Genomic DNA, 323 nt, shown 5'->3' with positions numbered 1-323 from the left:
CAAATAAAGCAAGGAATGCGAGTAACTTTTGTTCTTGTAATAGCGAAATGGTTGTTAAATGTGTAAATGAGGCGCGTTTTTTAGAAACAATTTTTGCATCTACGTAGTGCGTTAAATCCCATGTGTTATCGCCAAAGCAACTTATGGTTTTACCATTTTGGTCAATCATTACTGGGATTTTGTTTAAATTGTCCCAATCCTTATTTTCAAAATACTGTATTGCCAGTTCAACAAAAACAGCATTCTCTTTTATAACTTGTTCTGGTGCCGCAAGTAACGGTTTCATAGCATTTCCTTATAAAACCAAATTAAGCGTATCGGGC

Annotated in this window: 1 protein-coding gene; it reads right to left on the bottom strand. The window is 35.0% G+C overall.

All coding sequences use genetic code 11. The features are described from left to right. A partial coding sequence (locus R0K30_RS21435) for a hypothetical protein (protein ID WP_410612804.1) occupies nt 1-286 on the bottom strand: 286 nt, incomplete at its 3' end. Nucleotides 287-323: the final 37 nt, after the last annotated feature.

Source organism: Bacillus sp. SIMBA_154 (assembly GCF_046536015.1).
GTDB classification, from domain to species: domain Bacteria; phylum Bacillota; class Bacilli; order Bacillales; family Bacillaceae; genus Bacillus; species Bacillus pumilus_P.
This window is presented reverse-complemented; position numbering and strand designations above follow the sequence as displayed.